This window comes from Streptacidiphilus rugosus AM-16 (genome assembly GCF_000744655.1).
Classification (GTDB): Bacteria; Actinomycetota; Actinomycetes; order Streptomycetales; family Streptomycetaceae; genus Streptacidiphilus; species Streptacidiphilus rugosus.
The window spans coordinates 3,641,123-3,656,805 of the sequence record NZ_JQMJ01000004.1; the positions used below are offsets into that span (position 1 = coordinate 3,641,123).

Consider the following 15,683-nt stretch of genomic DNA (forward strand, 5'->3'; position numbering starts at 1 on the left):
CCGACGTCTGCCGGCGTCTGTGCAACGGGCGTTGCGGCGGTCATTGCCATCGCCATTGCCGCAGTCATCACCACCGCCTTTGCTGCCTTTGCCGGGCCCTCGCGGGCGGCTTGAACCGCTGCCCGGCGGTCGTCTTCAGGTCGGCTCGGTCCGTGAGTTCGAGGTGCCTTTTCCGCTTCTGGCCGAGCTTGACCGAATCCCGATCGACGGCGGCTTTGCTTCTCATCGGTTATACGTATAACTTGTTTATCCATGGGCTATCTCTCCGTGCTGCGCGCCCCCGTCGTCGCCCGCCTCCTCTCCGGCACCCTGACCGGACGTCTCCCCGCGGGCATGACGGTCGTCGCCATCGCACTCGCACTGCGCGGCGCGGGCGCCTCCTACGCCCAGGTGGGCCTGACCACCGCCGCCTACGCGATCAGCGCGGCCGTCGGCGGCCCGGTGCTCGGCCGCGCGGTCGACCGGCTCGGCCAGCCCCGCGTGCTGCTCGCCTCGGCCGTCGTCGCCGCGACGGGCTACGTCCTGCTCGCCGTCGACCCGCGCTCCGCCGCCATGGCGGTCACCGGTGCGGCCCTGGCGGGCGTCGCCATGCCGCCGCTGGAACCGTGCCTGCGCGCGCTGTGGCCGGACATCGTCGCCGAGGAGCAGTTGGAGACCGCCTACGCCCTCGACTCCGCCTCGCAGCAACTCCTCTACGTCGCCGGCCCCCTGCTGGTCGCCGGCATCGCCGCCTTCGGCTCGCCGAACGCCGCGCTGTGGCTGGCAGCCGGTCTCGGCATCGCGGGCACCCTCCTCGTCGCGACCTCCGCCCCGCCCGCGCCTGGCGGCCAGCGTCGTCCGGGGCCGCGGCTCCGGGGGCAGCAGTCGGCGCGAACGGTGAGATCGGGCCGGGAGCCGCAGGTCGACCCCGCCACCACTGGCTCGGGCCGCTGCGCTCGCGCGGCCTGGTGCTGCTGCTGCTCGCCTTCGCCGGGACGGGCTGGTCCGTCGGCGGCCAGAACATCCTCTTCGTCGCCTACGCCCAGGAGCACCACGGACTCCCCGGCGGAGCCGGGCTCCTGCTCGCGCTCGCCGCCTTCGCAGGCCTGCTCGGCGCCCTCGCCTACGGCGCGGTCCGCTGGAAGTCCCCCACCTCCACGCGCACCTGGGCCCTCGCCGCCGGCATGGCCGCCTGCTACCTGCCGCTGCTCGCGGTGCCCGGTCCGTTGGGGATGAGCGCGGCCGCGACCCTCTCCGGCCTCGGCCTCGCCCCGCTGCTGGCGGCGGCGTTCGTCCTCATCGCGGAGCTCGCCCCGGCCGGAACCACGACGGAGGCCTTCGCCTGGCTGGTCACGGTCTTCTCCACCGGCAACGCGCTGGGCTCAGCCGCCTCCGGGGCCGTGGTCGGCGAATCCCTGCGCGCGGCAGCCCTGATCGCCTGCGGCGGCATCGCCGCCGGGGCCGTGCTCCTGGTCACCTGCCGGAAGTGGCTGACCGCGCCCACCGAGGCGACGACGACGTCCGTTGCGGGGTCTGTTGCGGAGTCCGTTGCGGAGCACGGCTCCACGGCGGAGCGTCGGCCCGGGTCCTCCGGGCCCGGGATCGAGTCCGAGCCGGTGGGCGCCGCATCCGTCTGAGGGGTTCGGATCCTCGGCGTCGCGGGTCAGCTCTCAGGCGTGAGCGGCCATTCCCCGACGACCTCGTAGTGCGCGGGTCCGGCACCGAGGTAGCTACGCATCAGACAGAGCGTGCCCGCCGTCCACTCCTCGCCTTGGAAGTCCGCCAGCGCTCCGGCCAGAGCCTTCAGGTCCGCGCGAGCCGTGCCGCTCCGGGCCAAGGTGAGATGGGCGCGGAAGGGTCGCTCGTCCACCCCTATCCCGCTGCGGCGCGCGGCGTCCGCCGCCGCTTCGGCGAGCTTGCGGAGCGCGAGCGTGTCACCGGAGACACCTACCCACAGCGCCCGGTCCCCGAAGCGCCCCGCCCCGGCGAGCCGGAGCCGGTGCGCCGCATGCTCGTGCGCGATGTGCGCCAACCGCGGTTCGAGCGCCGCGAGCTGCTCCGCGTCCACATGGCCCAGGAAGGCCAGCGTCAGGTGCCACGACTCCAACCCCGTCCAGCGCAGCCCCGTCCCCTGCGGAAGCATGCGCAGCGGACGCACGGCAGCGTCCAGTTCCTGGACCGCCGACTCCGGCGGCAAGACGGCGAGGAAGAGTCTCATCCCGGCAGTCTCTACGAAGACCTCCGGCAGCGGAATGCACGTCCACGTGAGTGCTCACCAGTCGGACGCCACAGGTGGGATAGAAATGATCACATGACCAACACCACCGGACACGAACTACGCATCCGCCCGGCCACCTCGGACGATCTCGCAGGCGTGCTGGCCGTCATGGACGGCATCATGGACTGGCTCGTCGGCCTCGGCCGCGTCGCCCAGTGGGGCACCGACCACTGGTCCGAGAATCCGCTGCAGGTGGAGCGGATGCAGGGCCGGATCGACCGCAACGAACTGCGCGTGGCGGTAACGGCGACGGACGAGATCGCGGGCGTCCTCTCCGTCTCCGGCACTCCGGGGGCCTATATCGCCCCCGTGGAGGAGCCGGAGCTGTTCATCAACCTGCTCGCCACCTCCCGAGCGTTCAAGGGCCGCGACGTCGGCGGGTTCCTCATCGCGGAGGCCGTGGCCGAGGCGGCCCGACGCGGCCTGGACCTCGTGCGGGTCGACTGCTTCGCGGGCGACGACGGCCGGTTGAAGGCGTGGTACGCCGACCAGGGCTTCGTGGAGGTCGCACCCTTCGAGGTTCCGAGGGAGGGCCGCCCGAGCTGGCCCGGCATGCTCTTCGCGATGCGGCTGAAGTAGGGGCCGTTGCCCCTTGGGCATGCGGACATGTGGGCGTGCCGATGGGCCGCCGGGTGGGCGGCTCATCGGCACCTTGTGGGGTTGTGGCTACCGGTTGGGGTAGCGGGTGTTGGGGGGTGGGGGTGTGTCCGGTGGTGGGACGGCTGTGGGTCTGCCGCCACTCATTTCGAGTTCCCAGCCGGTGTGGTGGAGGTCGGTGTGGTGTTCTCCGCAGAGCAGGGCGAGGTTGTTCAGGCTGGTGTGGCCGCCGTCGGCCCAGTGGGTGAGGTGGTGGGCCTCGCACCAGGTCGGTGGCCTTGTGCAGCCGGGCCAGACGCAGTGCCGGTCCCGGGCGATGACCGCGTCCCGCAGGTGCGCGGGGACGGTGCGGGTGGCGCGGCCGATGGAGACCGGCTTGCCCTGGCCCTTGGTGAGGATCACCCGGAGCCGGCAGTCGCAGGACTCCTTACGGGCCTGCCACCGCGGCAACCGAAACCCCCGCGTGGACGTGGCGACACCGACGGGGTGCAGCAACCCCGACACGTCGTCGTCGGCCGGGGGCTGCTCGGGGTCGTCGTCCCCGTCGAAGGTGGGGTGGGCGGGGCACTCCTCCCGCAGCGCGTCCAGGTCCGCGATGACCGTGAAGTGAGGGCGCTGACCACCGGTGGTGGGCAGCTTGTCGCAGCCCAGCGCGAGGTCGGCGACCGCCTCCAGGGCGTCGCCCATCCGCTCCGGATGCGTCCGGGTCTCCCCCTCCACGGGGGTGCCCATCGCCGCCTCCAGCGCCACACGCAGCTTCTCCCCCGCCACCGCCGACAGCTCCGCGGTCAGCACCCAGAACGGGTCATCCGACGTGCCGGTCTGCGACAGCCTCGCCGTGGAACGGAACAGCGCCGGGGCATCCTTCACCTGCGGCTCCTGTTCTTCGACCAGGTGGGCGCGGACCTGCCGGGCGGCCTGCTTGAGCTGACCGAGGTGGAGTTCCTTCGCCTGCCCGACCAGAAGTTCTTCGGCCTGGGCGCGGGCCTGGGGGTCTTCCACGTCGGTGATCTCGTGGGCGATGACGTCGGCCTGGCTGGCGGAGAGTTCCCCGTCGGTGAGGGCGGTGCGGACGGTGCGGAGGGTGTTCAGGCGGCGGGCGCGGTCGACGATCTGCTTCGCCGCCCGGTCGCTCAACTGGCCGTGCGTCTGCAGGAACCCCTTCGCCGTCCGGGAACGGGTGGCGGCCACCGCACCCGTGCGGTCGAACACCGCGACCCGGCGTGCGAGCTCCGCCCCGACCATCTCCTCGAACCGGACCAGCGCGAGAAGCTGCTCGGCCTGGAACGGGGCACCGGCCGCACACAGGGCGTCGTCGTCCTCCGCTGCCAACGCGGCCAGGAACGTCATGCACGAGGCGGGCAGGGTCCGCAGCGGCTCGGTGCTCGCAGCACGGGCCTGGCGGGAGCTTGAGGGGGTCAGGGGATCGGCACGGAACACGTCCCCCAGCGAGGCGGAAAACACCTCACCCATGGACGCATCTCCGTCTTCACACCCGCCCCCGAACATCGAGGCGTCCATAGAACAATTATGACACCCCATCCAGCCCCACACCATCACTCACACGAGTGAAAACCCCCAGCTCAGAGCCATGGTCGATCAAGCGCTCGACGCCGGGAGGTACCTCTCCTCCAGCCAGCACAGGCAGAGGACGAGGAGCAGGCCGCCAACGGCCCGGAACAGGTGGACGTATGACGTCGAGTACGAGTCGTCTCCGACGCGCGAGTCGATGGGCCGTCGCCCTGACGACCGCGCTGATGTCGGGGGTGGTCACGGTGGCAGGGGCTGCAGCCGACCCTTCGCCGCAGCGGTCGGGGCTCGGGCCTGAGATCACGGCCATCATGCACAAGCCCGCCTACAAGCATGCCCAATGGGGGCTGCTGGAGGTGGACGACCGGAGCGGCAAGGTGATCCACTCCGACTTCCCTGACCAGTTCTTCATCCCGGGATCGACCGCCAAGCTGGTGCCGGTGTCGACCGCATGGCACGTACTCGGCAGGGAACACCGGTTCACCACACCCGTCCAGGCGCTCGGCAGACGTTCCGGTTCCGTCCTCACGGGCAACCTCGCGCTCGTCGCGCAGGGCGACCTGACGATGGGCGGTCGCACGAAGCCCAACGGTTCGGTGGACTTCACGTCGATCGACCACACCTACGCGAACGACGCCCCCGGCGCGACCCTCACGCCCGAGAACCCGCTCGCCGGCCTCGACCAGATCGCTCGTCAGGTGCGGAAGTCCGGCATCACCCGGGTGGCGGGGAACGTCGCCATCGACTCCCGGCTCTTCACGTCCTTCTCGGGGCTCGACCCGACGCCCACCCCGCTGATCATCAACGACAACCTGATCGATCTCCTGACCACCCCGACCAGCCCGGGTCGTCAGGCCAAACTGAGCTGGCGTCCCCAGGTCGCGCCCTACCACGTCGTGTCCACCGTGCGCACGGTCGCCAAGGGCCGGACGACCGACATCACCGTGTCGGCCTCGCCCGACGGCACCCACATCACCCTCACCGGCACCATCGCGGCCGGCTCGCAGCCCGTCCTGCGCGTCTCCGGCATCAAGGATCCAGCGGCTTTCGGGCGCACCGCTCTCATCGAGGCACTGGCCCGCGCGGGCGTCAGTGTCACCGCGCCTCCGACCGGCGCGAACCCCACCGCACTCCTCCCCGCCTCCTACGCGGGCAGCACGCGCGTCGCCGCCTACACCTCACCGGTCTTCGAGCAGTACGCCCGCCTGATCCTGAAGGTCAGTCACAACCTGGGGGCCAACCTCACCGTCTGCCTGATGGCCGTCACAGCGCACAGTCACCAGTGCGCTGACGGCTTCCCGGTGATCCGCGACTTCCTGCGTCACGCAGGTGTGGATCCGACACAGGTCCAACTGCTCGACGGTCGTGGCGGCAACCCCGTCGACCGGGTCACACCACGCGCCGAGATCGAGCTGCTGCGCTACTGGGAGGGCACGCCGGACGCGGCCCGCTTCCGTGAGGCCCAGGCGATTCTCGGGGTGGACGGCCTGCTCGCCTTCGTCTGCAACGGAAGTCCCACCTGTCCCGGCAAGGGGAAGGTGTGGGCCAAGACCGGCACGGTGGCCGGGGAGGACGCGGTGAACCGGCGGATCGCCGTCGGCGCGTTGGCGATCGGCGGCTACCTCCAGGTGCGCCCGGGACACTACGACAGCTTCTACCTCGTCGTGAACGGCGCATCCGTGCCCGACATCAACGGGGTCATCACGGGCGGGGACGACCTGGCCAGGATCGCCGGCCTGCTGCAGGAGCAGGCAGAAGCCAGACACTGAGCCCCGCACCCGCACCCGCACCCGCACCCGCACCCGCACCCGCACCCGGCGGAACTGAATGTCTGTCATGAGTATTTACCCTTCACGCGGTTCGGAGTAACACCGTTACAGACACCCGGCGCGGCACCCGCTGCGCCGGGGCGTCCGACGGACGGACATCACCCCGCACCGAGCGAAGGGACGGCACCGCCATGGCACGCGTACGCTACGGACCCCGCACCGAGGCCGAGATCCAGGCGGCGAGGGACGCACGGTCCGTTCTGCCCGACATCTGGTCGACCGGCGTGGTGGCCGTCTGGGAGAGCGACCCGGACGCGGTCGCCCAGGTGCTGCCCGCACCGCTGAAGCCGGCCGAGCGGCCGCTGGTGCGAGTGAACATCAGTCAGGTCGACATCTTCGGCTCGCCCCTCGGGGCCGGTTCCTTCGCCGTGGCGGCCCAGCACGGCGCGCAGAGCGGGTGGTATCCGCTCGTCATGCCGATGACCACCGAGCGGGCGCTGATCGGGGGACGCGAGGTCTTCGGCGAGCCGAAGAAGCTCGGCGAGGTCTCGGTCTCCCGCGAGGCCGAGGACGTGGTGGCGCGGCTGGGCAGGCACGGGATCGACTTCGTGGAGGTGCGCGGCCGGGTCACCGGGGAACTGCCGATCCCCGAGCCGGTCGAGAAGGTCGACTTCTACTTCAAGTTCCTGCCCGCGGTCGACGGGGATGGCTTCGACCTGGACCCGGTGCTGGTCCACTGCACCCGCAACGAGCGCGTGCGCAGGCTGGAGGCCGTCGCCGGTGAGGTGATCCTGCGCGAGTCGGCCTTCGACCCGGTCGCGGACCTGCCGGTCCGGCGGCTGCTGGAGATCACCATCGGCGAGAAGACCTCCGACCAGCGCGGTCGTGTCGTCGAGCGGGTCAGCGCGCAGGCGCTGCTGCCCTACGTCCACCAGCGTTACGACGACCCGGCCCAGGTGCTGGACTCCGTCCCCGCTCCGGCCGCCTCCAACTCCGCCTCCTCGAACTCCGCCGCCTCGAACTCCGCTACCGCCAACTCAGACGCCGCCCCCGGGCAGGCGCGGTCCGCCACGTCGTCGTCGGAGGCCTGAGTGGAACTGACCCGTGGACAGGTTGCCGTGGTCACCGGCGCGGCGGGCGGCATCGGGCTCGCCATGGCGCAGCGGTTCGCCGCCGAGGGCCTCCGCATCGTCCTCGCCGACGTCGAGGAGGCGGCGCTGGACAAGGCCGTCGCCGGCCTGCGCGAGCAGGGCGCGGAGGCGGTCGGGCGGGTGACCGACGTCTCCGAACGCGACAGCGTGGAGGCGCTCGCGGACGCCGCCTACCGCGCCTTCGGGGCCGTGCACGTGCTGTGCAACAACGCCGGTGTCGGCTCGGGGGCCGAGGGCCGGATGTGGGAGCACGAGCCGAACGACTGGAAGTGGGCGTTCGCGGTCAACGTCTGGGGTGTGTTCCACGGCATCCAGGCCTTCGTGCCGCGCATGCTGGCCGGCGGCGAGGCGGGACACATCGTCAACACCTCCTCCGGTGACGGCGGGATCGCACCGCTGCCGACCGCTTCCGTGTACGCGGTGACGAAGGCGGCGGTGGTCACCATGTCGGAGTCGCTCTACGCGCACCTCCGTGCCGAGGGCTCCCCGATCGGCGCGTCCGTGCTCTTCCCCGGTCCGCACATGCTGCGCACCGGCCTGTGGGAGTCGCACCGCAACCGCCCCGAGCGTTTCGCCAAGGAGCGACCCCGCCGGACGCCGTACCGCAGCCTCGCGCAGTGGGAGGCCGCGATGGAGGCGGCAGGGCAGAAGATCGAGTTCACCCCGGTCGAGGACGTCGCGGGCGTCGTCGTGGACGGCATCCGGGCGGACCGGTTCTGGATGCTGCCGCCGAGCGAGCACAGCGACCGTCAGATCCGGGCCCGCTCACAGTCGATGCTCGACCGCAGCAACCCGGCGTATCTGGAGAAGTTCATCCTCGGCGACGACTGAGCCGCCCCTCCCGAACCGACCGCACTCTCCCGCATCGATCGCGCGCCCGCATGCCCTCGCACTCCCTCGCGCGCCTCGCACCACGTACGCCACGTGCACCACGTGCGCCACATGCCTTCACGAGAGGAGGACCCGCAGGTGTCCTACGACGACCCGTATCTGATCATCTCGTCCGACTGCCACGCCGGACTGCCGACCGAGCAGTACCGCCCCTACCTGGAACAGGCCCACCACCGCGCCTTCGACGAGTTCCTGGCCCAGGCCGACGCGCGCCGCGAGGAGTCGACGCGGCTGGGCGTGCGCAACGAAGCCTTCGCCGAGAAGTGGTTCCACGACCACGAGGAGGGTCTGCGCGGCGGCTGGGACGCGGCGCAGCGCGACAAGGAGCTGGACAGCGACGGCGTCGCCGGCGAGGTCGTCTTCCCCGACGCCGACGCCGTCGACTCGCGTACCGCTGCGCCCTTCGGCGTCGGCCTCGGGCTCAGCGGCGACCAGGACCCGGTGCTCGGCATGGCCGGGGCCCGTGCGCACAACCGCTGGCTCGCGGAGTTCATCCGCGACGGCGGGAGCCCGGAGCGGCGCTGCGGCGTCGCGCTGCTGCCGATCACCGGCGACCCGGAGATCGTCGTCGCCGAGGTCCGCCGCGCGCACGCGGACGGACTCGGCGCGGTGATGATCCCGGCCATGTGGGTCGACAAGGCGCCGTATCACGACCGGCGCTACGACCCGGTCTGGGCCGTCTGCGAGGAGCTGCGGATGCCGGTGGTGACCCACTCGGGCGCGGCACCGCGCCACGAGTACGGGGGCCATCTGGGCATCTACGTCACCGAGGTGACGTTCTGGCCGGCCAGACCGCTCTGGTTCCTGCTCTGGTCCGGGGTGTTCGAGCGGTTCCCCGGCCTGCGCTTCGGGGTGGCCGAGTCGGGCTGCTGGTGGCTGCCGAACCTGCTCTGGTTCATGGACCGGCTCTACCTCGGCGCGCACGGCGGCAAGAAGCTCTCGCCGTTCTCGGAGCTGACCATGGCTCCGAGCAGCTACGTCGACCGGAACTGCTTCATCGCCGCGACCAACACCAAGCGCCGCGAGCTGGCCCACCGCTACGAGATCGGCCTGGGCAACATCTGCTGGGGCAGCGACTTCCCCCACCCCGAAGGAACCTGGCCGAACACCCGGCAGTGGATGCGCACCACCTTCCACGACATCCCCGTTGCCGAGACCCGCCAGATGCTGGGACTCTCCTGCGCGGAGGTCTTCGGCTTCGACACGGCCGCGCTGGCCCCGATCGCGCAGCGGATCGGCCCGAGGCCGGCCGAACTCGGGCAGCCCGAGGACCAGTCCGCGGTCGAGGCCGCATGGGCACCCGCACGCGAGGTGGGCAGGCACTGGCTGACGGGCCATGACTTCCCGTTCCTGGGCACCGCCGCACCGACGGAGGGAAGAACGCTTTGAGCAAGCAGCAGGGGGATCCGAGCGAGCGCCCCGAGCCACACCGCAACGACCACGACCACGACCACGACCACGGGCGGCACGGGCAGCACGGGCAACACGAGCACCAGCAGCACCAGCACCACCACCGGCACCAGCCCCAGACCGAACACCCCGAGCGCTACACCGTGGTCTCCGCCGACTGCCACGCCGGCGCGGACCTGCTCGACTACCGGCCCTATCTGGCCTCCGCCCACCACGAGGCCTTCGACGCCTGGGCCGTGGACTACGTCAACCCCTTCACCGACCTGATGGCGCCGGAGGCCACCCGCAACTGGGACTCCGACCGACGCCTGGCCGAGCTGGAGCAGGACGGCATCGTCGCCGAGGTCGTCTTCCCGAACACGGTGCCGCCGTTCTTCCCGAGCGCGTCGCTGACCGCCGTGCAGCCGACGGCAGAGGAGTTCGAGCTGCGCTGGGCCGGGCTGCAGGCGCACAACCGGTGGATGGCGGACTTCTGCGCGCAGGCGCCGGGCCGTCGGGCGGGGACGTTCCAGATCCTGCTCAACGACATGGACGCCGCCGTCGCCGAGGTGCGCCGGTGCCACGCCGCCGGGCTGCGGGGCGGTCTGGTGCTGCCGGGCGTGCCGCCGGGGTCGCCCGTGCCGGAGCTGTGGTCGCAGGTCTACGACCCGCTCTGGGCTGTCTGCGCCGAGCTGGGCGTGCCGGTCAACCACCATGCGGGCTCCGCCAGTCCGACGCTGGGCGAGGAGCCCGCAGCACGAGCGGTGTTCATGGTGGAGACGACCTGGTTCTCGCACCGGGCGCTGTGGCACCTCATCTTCGGCGGCGCGTTCCGGCGCCATCCGGAGCTGAGACTGGTCCTCACCGAGCAGGGTTCCGGTTGGATACCCGGGGTGCTGGACATGCTGGACTACTACCACCGGCGGCTGGTCGGCGCGGCGACCCGGGCGGCGACGGCGGAGTCCAAGTTCGGCGCGGGGCTCGCCGAGTTGATGGGCGACACCCCGCGCGCGGTCTGGGAGCGGAACTGCTTCGTGGGCGCGAGCTTCATGCGGGCGCACGAGGTGCCGCTGCGCGACCGGATCGGCCTGGACAAGATCATGTGGGGCAGCGACTTCCCCCACGACGAGGGGACCTTCCCGTTCACCACCGAGGCGCTGCGCACGTCGTTCGCAGGGGTGCCGTACCCGGAGGTGGCGGCGATGGTCGGCGGCAACGCGGCCCGGGTCTACAGCTTCGACCTCGACGCACTGGACGCGATCGCGGCCAAGGTCGGCCCGCTGGTCGAGGAGGTCGCCGAGCCGCTGGCCGAGCCGCCGACCGGGGCGACCAGCCCGGTCTTCGCCAAGGGGGCCTCGGTGCGGGTCTGGTGAGACCCGCACCGGAGGGAGCCCCGGGAGGGGCACGGCGGGGAGCAGGCGGGGCGCGAGCGGGGAACGGGCGGGGCGCGGGCGAGTCCCCGTCTACCACTCGGTAACGACCTCTAGCCAGCGCAGATCGCCACCTCTACGCTGCACGCTATGCCGAACCTGCCCGACCCCGTGCTCTGGTCCATACCCGCGTTCGTCCTGCTCACCGTGGTGGAGCTGGTCTCGTTCCTCGTCCATCCCGACGAGGACGAGGTCGGCTACGCCACCAAGGACACCGCGACCAGCCTCAGCATGGGGTTGGGCAGTCTGGTCACCAACCTGGCCTGGAAGATCCCCGCGTTCGCCCTCTACAACCTCGCCTACGCGCTGACCCCGCTGCGGCTCGGCGTGCACTGGGCGACGGTGCCGCTGATGCTGCTCGGTCAGGACTTCTGCTACTACTGGTCGCACCGCAGCAACCACCGGGTGCGGCTGCTCTGGGCGCAGCACGTGGTGCACCACTCCAGCCGGCACTACAACCTGTCCACCGCGCTGCGGCAGCCGTGGACGGACCTCAGCTTCGGCGTCTTCTACCTGCCGCTGGTGCTGCTCGGCGTCTCCCCTGCCGCCGTGGCCTTCTGCTCCTCGGTCAGTCTGGTCTACCAGTTCTGGATCCACACCGAGCGGATCGGACGCCTGGGTCGCCCGATCGAGTGGGTCTTCAACACCCCGTCCCACCACCGGGTGCACCACGCCTCGCAGGGCGGCTACCTGGACCGCAACTTCGGCGGCATCCTGATCGTCTGGGACCGGCTGTTCCGCAGCTTCACCCCGGAGACCGGCAGGCCGGTCTACGGCCTGACGAAGAACATCTCCACCTACAACCCGCTGCGCGTGGCCACCCACGAGTACGCCTCGATCGGCCGCGACCTGGTGGCCGCCCGCGGCTGGCGCGACCGACTCGGCTACCTGTTCCGCGGCCCCGGCTGGCTGCCGGCCGACCTGGCGGCCCAGGCCGCGTCCGGCGGCGGCGCCACCGCAACCGCCTCCACCTCCACCTCCACCGCGGTGCTCGCGAAGGAGACGGCCGCGTGAACGACCTCAGAACCAGGCGCGGCCTGCTCGGCTACCTGCTCCTCTGCGCTCTCTACCTGCTCTTCACGCTGCTCGGGCTGCACCTCGCCAAGAACGTGGCCAAGCCGCTGCTGATGCCGGCACTCGCACTCGCGGTGTGGCCCCGCGCGCCCCGGCTGCTGATCGGGGCGGTGCTCGCGTCCTGCCTCGGCGACACGATGCTGATGTTCGGCGGTTCGTGGTTCCTGGTCGGCATGGGTGGCTTCGCCGCCGCGCACGTCTGCTACATCACGCTCTTCGTCCGCGGCGGCGCGCTGCGCACGCCGAACGCGGGCGGCGGCACGCGGGGCCGACTCGCCCTCGGCGGCTACGCGCTGGTGTGGGCCGTGCTGATCACCCTGCTCTGGCCGGACCTTGCCGCCGGTCTGCGCATCCCCGTCGCCTGCTACAGCCTGCTGCTGGCGGGCATGGCGGCGACCTCGATGGCCGCGGGCGCGCGCACCGGCCTGGGCGGCGGGCTGTTCCTGCTGTCCGACTCGCTCATCGCCACCGGTCTGGCCCACTGGCCGCAGCTGCCAGCCGCCGACTTCTGCATCATGCTGACCTACCTGGCCGGCCAGTACCTGCTGGTGACCGGCGCGCTCGGACGGACCGCCGAGGCCGGGAACAGTGCGCCCGGCCTCACCGCCGACCCCACCGCGCCGAGCCTCGCACCGCAGTCCTCGCCCGCCTAGCAGCGGTGGCCCGGCGACGTCGCCGGGCCCACTGCGCGAACGTGCGAACGGCGCGAACGGGCGAACGTGCGAACGCGGTCAGAGGTCGAGGTCGAGGTCGACGACGACGGGCGCGTGGTCGGAGGTGCCCTTGCCCTTGCGGGCCTCGCGGTCCACGTACGCGTCGCCGACGGCCGCGAAGAAAGGCTTGTTCGCGTAGGCCAGGTCGATCCGCATGCCCAGGTTCTTCGGGAAGCCGAGCCCGCGGTAATCCCAGAAGGTGAAGGGCTGGTCGTACTTGAGCGCGCGCGGGAAGACGTCGTTCAGGCCCGCCTCGCGCAGCTCGGCCAGGGCCGCGCGCTCCGCGTCCGTGACGTGCGTGGCGCCCTCGAACTTCTTGATGTCCCAGACGTCGGTGTCCGCAGGGGCCACGTTGAAGTCGCCGAGGACGGCGAAGGGACGCTGCCCGGCGGCGTCCTGGCGCACCGCGTCGCGCAGGGCGGAGAGCCAGCGCAGCTTGTAGGCGTAGTGCGGGTGGTCGACCTCGCGGCCGTTGGGGACGTAGACCGACCAGACCCGGACCGGACCGCAGGTCGCCGCGACGGCGCGGGCCTCGATCTCCGGCTCGGCGGGGACCAGCGTGTCCTCGGCGGCCAGCGCAGGGTCGAGGTAGCCGGGCTGGCCGGGGAGGTCCCTGACGACGTCCTCGATGCCGATCCTGGACAGGATCGCCACGCCGTTCCACCGGCCGTTCCCGTGGGCGGCGGCCTCGTAGCCGAGCTCGCGGACGGAGTCGTAGGGGAAGGCGTCGGTGGCGCACTTCAGCTCCTGGAGGCAGAGCACGTCCGGCTGCGCGGAACCGAGCCACTCCAGCAGCTTGTCCAGTCGGGCGTTCACCGAGTTGATGTTCCAGGTGGCGATGCGAACGGTCATGCGCCCAACCTACCGCCGGGCACCGACAGCGACGCCGCCGAGCGCGCCCAGCGCGCCGCGGGCGACCGAACAGCATCCGAACACGCCCCCGGTCGGGGCCCGCCCGGGGGGTCGGTGCGTCCGCCGGGTCCGGCGTCCGCCATGATGGTCTGCGCCCGGAGGGTCACCGGCCCCCGGCACGATGCGGGACAGAGCGGGACAGAGCAGGACAGAGCGGCAGCGGGAAGCAGGCGAGGACGATGACCGGAACGACGCTCGCGTCGGGTTACAGCGGCCCGCCGGCCTGGCAGTGGTCGGACCTGGTGACCAGCTGGCAGCTCGAACCCGTCGTGCTGGCCGCCGCCCTGCTCCTGGGTGCGCTGTACGGACTCGGTCTGCTGCGGGTGCGCCGCACCGGCGGCGCCTGGCCGGCCGGGCGCACCCTCGCCTGGTACGGCGGACTGGCCCTCTGGGTCTGGTCGACCATGTCGGGCGTCGGGGTGTACGAGCGGATCCTCTTCACCGACCGGGCCGCGCAGGTCGTCGTGCTGCTGATGCTGGTGCCGCTGCTGCTGGGCATGGGCGGGCCGGTCTCGCTGATCGCGGAGTCGTCGAGCGAGTGCGGCCGCGACCGCCTGCTGCGGGTGCTGCGCAGCCGGCCCTCCAAGGTGCTGATGTTCCCGGCCGTGTCGACGGCGCTGCTGATGCTGCCGCCGTGGCTGCTCTACTTCACGTCCTGGTACCAGCACACGATGACCAGCCAGTCCTGGAACGTCGGCCTGCACGTGGTCCTGGTGGTGCTGGGGCTCGCCTACTTCTGGCCGCGCCTGCAGATCGACCCGGTCGCGCACGAGTACCCGCAGCTGGTGGGTCTCTTCATCACCATGGCCGAGGTCATCTTCGACGCGGGCCTGGGCATCCTGCTCGTCTACGGCCACACCACCATCGCCGAGCACTACTACACCGGGCTGCGTCGGCCCTGGGGGCCCTCGGTCCACCAGGACCAGATCTGGGGCGGCTGCACGCTCTGGGCGCTGGGCGACATGGCCGGGCTGCCCTTCCTCGCGGCGCTGGTGCGCCGCTGGATGGTGAAGGGCCGCGCCGAGACCGCTGCCGTCGACGCGGCGATCGACGCGCAGATCGCCCGCCAGCGCGAGGCCGCCGCCTCCCGCCGAGCGGCCACGGCCGGCGCCGCCGCCGCCTCGGGCGACCCCTCCCCCGGCGCCGCGGCTGCGGCCGAGCCGGAGGACGACGACCCGGAGATGATGCGCCCCTGGTGGCTCGACGACCCGAACCTCGCCCACCGCTACAGCAGGGACCAGGGCTGAGTTCCGTCGGCCTGATCAGCCGCGGGTGCCGCGGGGAGGCCGGCCGCGGCGGACCCGGCCGAGGGGCAGGCAGACACCCTGCAGCCGTCCGCCGCCTCAGAGGAGCTGTGAGCCCTCGGCCACGACGACCCCGTACAGGTCGTGGACGGTGACCAGCGCGGCACGGTGGAGCTGGTCGGCGGTCACCTCGCCTGCGGCGGTCCGCAGCGGACGGGTGGCGCAGGCGTCGGCGACAATGGTGACGTGACTGCCGCGGAGGAAAGCGCCCTGGGCGGTGAAGGCGACGCACATGTGGGTCATGAACCCGGCGAGGACCACCGTGTCGTTCCCCGCCTCCTCGACCAGGCGGTCCAGCCCGGTGCCGAGGAACGCGTCCGGCTTCCCCTTGACGACGGTGGGCTCGCCCTCGACCGGTGCCACCCTGGGGTGGATCCGGCCGATCTCGGCACGGATGTCGTAGGGGGTGCCCTCGCCGCCGTCGTTGACGACGTGGATGACCTTCGCCCCGGCGGCGCGGGCCCGGCCCAGCAGCTCGGCGGCCGCGTCCAGGGCCTCCCTCCAACCGTCGAGCTCCATGACGCCCTGGGTATAGGTGTTCTGGTAGTCGATCAGGATCAGCGTGGAATCCGCCAGGACGGCCGGCGCCTGGTCGAAGCCGTTGAGTTCACGGAGGGTGGTCGTCGTCATGGGAAGGGCACCTTTTCGATCGTCGATTCGAGGCCT

Annotated in this window: 15 protein-coding genes; 11 read left to right on the plus strand and 4 right to left on the minus strand. The window is 71.7% G+C overall.

What is annotated here, in order from left to right:
- Positions 1–252 precede the first annotated feature (252 nt).
- The gene (locus BS83_RS44255; protein WP_198035296.1) at positions 253–1,215 is read left to right on the plus strand and encodes an MFS transporter; all 963 of its coding nucleotides are present in this window, start codon (positions 253–255) and stop codon (positions 1,213–1,215) included.
- Complete coding sequence (locus tag BS83_RS46630; protein WP_198035297.1) at positions 1,164–1,616, plus strand: hypothetical protein; 453 nt, start codon at positions 1,164–1,166, stop codon at positions 1,614–1,616. Before BS83_RS44255 ends, BS83_RS46630 begins: the two co-directional genes overlap by 52 nt.
- Before the next feature lie 26 nt (positions 1,617–1,642).
- On the opposite strand, the gene thpR is transcribed toward BS83_RS46630, so the two are convergent.
- Positions 1,643–2,197, minus strand: coding sequence for an RNA 2',3'-cyclic phosphodiesterase (gene thpR, locus BS83_RS25510; protein ID WP_037602388.1), 555 nt, complete (start codon positions 2,195–2,197; stop codon positions 1,643–1,645).
- Between the two features lie 93 nt (positions 2,198–2,290).
- Between thpR and BS83_RS25515 the strand changes: the two genes are divergently transcribed.
- Positions 2,291–2,836, plus strand: a complete 546-nt coding sequence (locus BS83_RS25515) for a GNAT family N-acetyltransferase (RefSeq protein ID WP_037602386.1) — start codon at positions 2,291–2,293, stop codon at positions 2,834–2,836.
- 87 nt (positions 2,837–2,923) lie between these two features.
- On the opposite strand, the gene BS83_RS25520 is transcribed toward BS83_RS25515, so the two are convergent.
- Positions 2,924–4,327, minus strand: a complete 1,404-nt coding sequence (locus tag BS83_RS25520; protein ID WP_037605885.1) for an HNH endonuclease signature motif containing protein — start codon at positions 4,325–4,327, stop codon at positions 2,924–2,926.
- A gap of 284 nt (positions 4,328–4,611) precedes the next feature.
- Between BS83_RS25520 and dacB the strand changes: the two genes are divergently transcribed.
- The 7 genes from dacB to BS83_RS25555 all read left to right on the plus strand — a co-directional run bounded on the left by dacB (position 4,612) and on the right by BS83_RS25555 (position 12,741).
- On the plus strand, positions 4,612–6,153 hold the full coding sequence (gene dacB / locus BS83_RS25525) for a D-alanyl-D-alanine carboxypeptidase/D-alanyl-D-alanine endopeptidase (RefSeq protein WP_037605886.1): 1,542 nt from the start codon (positions 4,612–4,614) through the stop codon (positions 6,151–6,153).
- A 191-nt stretch (positions 6,154–6,344) separates the two neighbouring features.
- Positions 6,345–7,244, plus strand: coding sequence for an acetoacetate decarboxylase family protein (locus BS83_RS25530; protein ID WP_084714052.1), 900 nt, complete (start codon positions 6,345–6,347; stop codon positions 7,242–7,244).
- On the plus strand, positions 7,245–8,135 hold the full coding sequence (locus BS83_RS25535) for an SDR family NAD(P)-dependent oxidoreductase (RefSeq protein ID WP_037605887.1): 891 nt from the start codon (positions 7,245–7,247) through the stop codon (positions 8,133–8,135).
- A 111-nt stretch (positions 8,136–8,246) separates the two neighbouring features.
- Positions 8,247–9,584 carry an amidohydrolase family protein gene (locus BS83_RS25540; protein ID WP_037605888.1) on the plus strand — a complete coding sequence of 446 codons (1,338 nt, stop codon included), beginning with the start codon at positions 8,247–8,249 and terminating at the stop codon, positions 9,582–9,584.
- A gap of 164 nt (positions 9,585–9,748) precedes the next feature.
- Positions 9,749–10,957, plus strand: a complete 1,209-nt coding sequence (locus BS83_RS25545; RefSeq protein ID WP_037609834.1) for an amidohydrolase family protein — start codon at positions 9,749–9,751, stop codon at positions 10,955–10,957.
- Positions 10,958–11,104: 147 nt separating this feature from the next.
- Complete coding sequence (locus BS83_RS25550) at positions 11,105–12,028, plus strand: sterol desaturase family protein (protein ID WP_037605889.1); 924 nt, start codon at positions 11,105–11,107, stop codon at positions 12,026–12,028.
- Positions 12,025–12,741: a lysoplasmalogenase gene (locus tag BS83_RS25555; RefSeq protein WP_063774228.1), complete on the plus strand. Its 717-nt coding sequence runs from the start codon at positions 12,025–12,027 to the stop codon at positions 12,739–12,741. Before BS83_RS25550 ends, BS83_RS25555 begins: the two co-directional genes overlap by 4 nt.
- A 78-nt stretch (positions 12,742–12,819) precedes the next feature.
- Here BS83_RS25555 and BS83_RS25560 read toward each other — a convergent pair whose 3' ends face one another.
- Entirely contained in the window at positions 12,820–13,653 is an 834-nt protein-coding gene (locus BS83_RS25560) for an exodeoxyribonuclease III (RefSeq protein WP_037605890.1), read from the minus strand.
- Positions 13,654–13,892: 239 nt separating this feature from the next.
- Here BS83_RS25560 and BS83_RS25565 point away from each other — a divergent pair, with 239 nt between their 5' ends.
- Entirely contained in the window at positions 13,893–14,960 is a 1,068-nt protein-coding gene (locus BS83_RS25565; RefSeq protein WP_051943923.1) for a cytochrome c oxidase assembly protein, read from the plus strand.
- Positions 14,961–15,056: 96 nt separating this feature from the next.
- On the opposite strand, the gene BS83_RS25570 is transcribed toward BS83_RS25565, so the two are convergent.
- Complete coding sequence (locus BS83_RS25570) at positions 15,057–15,647, minus strand: cysteine hydrolase family protein (RefSeq protein WP_037605893.1); 591 nt, start codon at positions 15,645–15,647, stop codon at positions 15,057–15,059.
- Positions 15,648–15,683: the final 36 nt, after the last annotated feature.